The following is a 4,775-nucleotide window of genomic DNA, read 5'->3' as shown; positions in this document are numbered from 1 at the left end:
TCATAGCGTGGGGGAAACGCCCGGTCCCATTCCGAACCCGGAAGCTAAGACCCACAGCGCCGATGGTACTGCACCCGGGAGGGTGTGGGAGAGTAGGTCACCGCCGGACATAACATTAGTAGGGCCCTGACAAACACTGTCAGGGCCCTACCACTTTAACCACCCACCCACGTCATGCACCGAGACCCGCGGCGGCCCCCCACGGATGCAGCCGCCCTGGCACCTAGACTCGTCTCATGACCCGTTCAGCAGATGCCCCCGGCCGGCGCGCCACCATCCTGGACGTTGCGGCTGCTGCAGGTGTCTCCCGCCAGACCGTTACCCGGGCCATGAATGACATGCCTGGTATCAGTGCGGCCACGCGAGAGCGGGTCAAGAGATGCGCGGTGGAGTTGGGCTACTCCCCAAGCCGGTTCGCGAAAGGGCTTGTCCAGGGCGCGCGAACTTCGGTAGGCCTGGCAATCCCGGATCTGACCAACCCCTACTTCCCAGCTTTTGCGTCCAGCGTGGTGGAAGCTGCCACGCAGCGGGGCTGGAATGTCGTGGTGGATGATTACGGGCACGGCACAGGTAGCGGTCTCGATGCTGTTACCCGGCTGGCACCCCAGGTTGACGCCCTGATCGGGTACCTCGGGGAGCATGGGGCTGAGGCGCAGTCCCTCATGGGCAGCCGCCCCGTGGTGGGCCTGGACTACCCGGACGGCAGTTCCGCCGGCAGCATCGGATTCGACTACCCGTATGCAGCCAGGCTGGCCCTACATCATTTGACCACCGCCGGTCGGCACAAGGTGGCCTTCCTCGACTCGGACCAGGGCGGTCCGGCTGCCAGCCGTGGGGCTGCTGTTGCTGCGGCTGCGGCGGCAGCAGGCATCCCGTTGACTACGGTCCAGTCCTCCCCGTCCGCCACGGCTGCCCGCGAGGCAGTCGACAAGCTGCTTGACGAAGAGCCGGAAGTGGAAGCGCTGCTGGCGTTCAATGATGTGATGGCAGCAGGTGCGCTGAAGGCACTCCACAGTTCAGGAAGGTCTGTCCCTGAGGACTGTGCCGTCATCGGGATGGATGGCATTCCTTTGGGCGAACTTGTCACTCCCGAGCTGACCACGCTCGCCCTTGACCTGCGCGCAGTGGGCCGGGCCGCCGTCGACCTCATGGAAGCCCTGCTCTCCGGTGCGGTGGCGCCGGGAAGCACCGCTGCTTCACTCACCCTCCGGCACGAACTTATCGTCCGTCAATCCGCCTGAGGCCTATTCAAAAGGGGCGACAGCAGCTAGGCTTGATCGCATTCGTGAACGTTCACGCACCATCAGGCCCCTCTCTCCAGCAAGGACCGCCATGCCAGCCCAGACTCCCTTCACACCAGCAGGAACCACCCTGACATTCGGCACCGCGCAGGAGTCGGAAGTTCTTGAGGTAGGGGCAGCAGCGGTACGGGAACTGGCGTCGGTGAAACCCGGGAGCGGATCGCTCCCGGCACGGGCCTACCTTTCAAGCAACGCGCCCAAGCTCTCCCTGAATGGTGAATGGCGCTTCCGGTTGAGCCCCGGTATCCGCTCCGCGCCGGCAGCCGGCTGGCAGTTGGGAGAGGACCTTGAAGGCTTCACCGCCCTGCCCGTCCCATCCAGCTGGCCAATGCACGGCCATGGCGCGCCCGAGTACACCAACGTCCAGTTCCCCTTTGCGGTCGAACCGCCGCACGTTCCCGAGTCAAACCCCATCGGAGACCACCTGCGGACCTTCGAGGCCGGACCCGCGTTCCTGCCTCATGCTGTGCTGCGGTTTGACGGAATAGAGTCCGCCGCCACCATCTGGCTGAACGGGGTGGAGCTGGGAACCACCCGCGGGAGCAGGCTGCCCCACGAGTTTGACGTCTCAGGCGTCCTGGTGGAAGGCACCAATACGCTTGCCGTCAGGGTGGCCCAGTTCTCGGCTGCCAGCTACGTCGAAGACCAGGACATGTGGTGGCTCCCGGGAATTTTCCGGGATGTCACACTCCAGGCCCGGCCAGCGGCTGGCATCGATGATCTCTTCGTCCATGCCGGCTATGACCACGGAAGTCACGAAGGCGTGCTTCGCGTCGAGGTGAGCCGGGGCGGGAAGGCGATTGACGCCGTCGTACGCGTTCCCGCCTTGGGGCTGGAACTACCGGCCGGAACGGAGGTGCGCGTCCCCGGCGTCGAACCCTGGTCGGCTGAGCTGCCGAAACTCTACGATGCATCGGTCAGCACTCCGGGCGAGACTGTCAGCCTGCAGCTGGGCTTCCGCAGCGTCACCATCGAAGATGCGCAGTTCAAGGTCAACGGCCGGCGCATCCTGCTACGCGGCGTTAACCGCCACGAACATCATCCCCGCCTGGGCCGCGTTGTTCCCCAGGATGTCGTGGAGGCTGAGCTGCGGCTGATGAAGCAGCACAACATCAATGCCATCCGGACGTCCCATTACCCGCCGCATCCCGAATTTCTGGCGCTTGCTGACCGGCTGGGCTTCTATGTAGTCCTTGAATGCGACCTGGAAACGCACGGGTTTGAAAGTGCCGGTTGGGTGCAGAATCCCAGTGACGATCCGCATTGGGAACCCGCGCTGCTGGACAGGATGCAGCGTACGGTCGAGCGGGACAAGAACCATCCGTCCGTGATCATGTGGTCGCTCGGCAACGAGGCCGGAACCGGCAGGAACCTCGCGGCCATGTCGCGCTGGACCAAGGACCGCGATCCCTCCCGCCCCATCCACTACGAGGGGGACTGGTCCTCGCCCTACGTGGACGTCTACTCGCGCATGTACGCCAGCCAGGACGAAACGGCACTGATCGGACAGGGCATCGAACCGCCCCTCGAGGACGCGGCCCTCGACGCCCGGCGCCGGGCCATGCCCTTTGTGCTGTGCGAGTACGTGCATGCCATGGGGAACGGCCCCGGCGGCATGAGTGAGTACCAGGAGCTCTTCGAGCGGCATCCGCGCCTCATGGGCGGCTTCGTGTGGGAGTGGCTGGAGCACGGCATCACCGTGCAGTCCGCTGAGGGTGGTGAGTACTTCGGGTACGGCGGCGATTTCGGTGAGGAAATTCACGACGGCAACTTCGTCACGGACGGCCTGGTGGACGCGGACCGCAAACCGCGGCCGGGACTACTGGACTTCAAGAAGGTCGTCGAGCCACTCAGGATTGAGGTGGCCGATGACTGGTCCGGGTTCCGGATCCGCAACCTGCAGGACTTCGCCGACACCTCCGCGTATGAGTTCCGTTATACCGTTGAGACCGACGGCGGCCTGCTGGACGCCGGACCGGTACAGCTCGCGCCGTTGCCGCCGCAGTCCGAAACTGCGGTTCCCCTGCCCGCCGCCGTTGCGGACAGTGCCGCCACACTTGCCCGTGCCGGACAGGCAGCGGTCTTGACGGTGCGGGCGGTTCTTGCGGCCGATTCTTCCTGGGCTGCCGTAGGCCATGAAATTTCATGGGGCCAGTCCGTCCTATCTGCCAGTACTGCTGAGCCTGCAGCGACCGAACGTGTCCTTGTCTTGGAGAACGAGCTGCGGCTGGGGCCGGCAGTCTTCAGCCGGATCACCGGGATGCCCATCCTCCTGGGAGATCTGCCTGTTGAGAAGCTGGGGCTGGTGCTGTGGTGGGCGCCCACCGACAACGACCTGGGCCGGGAATGGACCGGCGAGGACCCGCGCCCGCTCGCCACGCAGTGGAAGGACGCCGGGCTGAACCGGCTGCACACCCGGCTTGTCGGCATCAGTGCCGAGGCAACGGCCGACGGCGGTGAGCGGCTCATAGTCCGTACGCGCGTGGGTGCCGCGGACAAGCAGTACGGAGTTCAGGTGGATTATTCCTGGACCAGCGACGGCGCGTCCCTGGCTCTCCAGACGAACGTCCGCCCGGAAGGGACCTGGGTCAGCGCCGGCTTTGAGGTGGAATGGGCACGTATCGGCCTGGAGCTTGTCCTAGCAGGAGAGGCGTCAGCAGTGCGCTGGTTCGGGAAAGGCCCGCACCAGAGTTATCCGGACACCGGCCAAGGTGCCCGTACGGGATGGTTCTCCCTTCCGCTCGCCGACCTGGACGTGGACTATGTCCGCCCCCAGGAATCAGGTGCCCGCTCCGGAGTCCGTTCCGCCTCCTTGGACGTTGCCGGAAGCCTGCTGCAGGTCACGGGTGAGCCTTTTGCCCTGACAGTACGGCCATACAGCTTGGCAGTCCTTGACGCGGCAGCCCACCGGCCAGAGCTTGGGGCGGATGGCATGACCTACATGTACCTGGACCATGTGCAGCGGGGAGTGGGCACGGCGGCTTGCGGGCCTGGAGTCCTGGAGCCGTACCGGCTGAAGCCCCGGGCGGCAGAGTTCACTGTCGTCTTCCGGACGGTAGGGGTAAATCCAGTGTGAGCTACTGCATACTTAAACCGCCGCGGGCGGTTTGGTACGGATGGCCCTCTGTTGGACCCCGGAATTCCCGTCATCACGGTGATTTTGGGGCTCTGGCTGACGTGGCTGGGGCGATTTGCGGTGAGCCTTACGGGCGTGTATTGTTTTCTGAGTCGCCGCCGCTGAAGCGGAAAAATAGCGGCCAAACCCCCTTTGAACAGCCTGGAAAATGGCCCGCTTGCTAGCGCGCCTTGACCTGGTGGGGACTGATCACGAATGCTGCAACTGCTGGAAAGCGGATTTGCAAAGTATTTGGCGGTCGGGTAAGTTTGAAAAGTTGCTCCGGAGCGATCCTGAATGTTTGGTTTGGGTGGTGCCGGGTGTGTCTGTTGTTTGAGAACTCAATAGTGTGCCAAGTT

At 64.4% G+C, this 4,775-nt stretch carries 2 protein-coding genes and 1 rRNA gene; all 3 read left to right on the top strand.

Going from position 1 to position 4,775, the window contains the following annotated elements; all coding sequences use genetic code 11:
- A 5S ribosomal RNA gene (gene rrf / locus AC5RTT_RS19630) occupies positions 1-109 on the top strand; the annotation flags it as partial.
- 127 nt (positions 110-236) lie between these two features.
- Positions 237-1,241 (top strand): LacI family DNA-binding transcriptional regulator, encoded by a 1,005-nt coding sequence (locus tag AC5RTT_RS19625; RefSeq protein WP_494146575.1) that lies wholly within the window; start codon positions 237-239, stop codon positions 1,239-1,241.
- Between the two features lie 91 nt (positions 1,242-1,332).
- Entirely contained in the window at positions 1,333-4,377 is a 3,045-nt protein-coding gene (locus AC5RTT_RS19620; protein WP_494146574.1) for a glycoside hydrolase family 2 TIM barrel-domain containing protein, read from the top strand.
- Positions 4,378-4,775 lie beyond the last annotated feature (398 nt).

The sequence above is a fragment of the Arthrobacter sp. Y3221157 genome, from assembly GCF_059089865.1.
This window is presented reverse-complemented; position numbering and strand designations above follow the sequence as displayed.

Excerpts from the sequence above, each read along its gene's own strand:
- AC5RTT_RS19625 (WP_494146575.1), top strand. The coding sequence starts at position 237 with ATGACCCGTTCAGCAGATGCCCCCGGCCGGCGCGCCACCATCCTGGAC.
- AC5RTT_RS19620 (WP_494146574.1), top strand. The coding sequence starts at position 1,333 with ATGCCAGCCCAGACTCCCTTCACACCAGCAGGAACCACCCTGACATTC.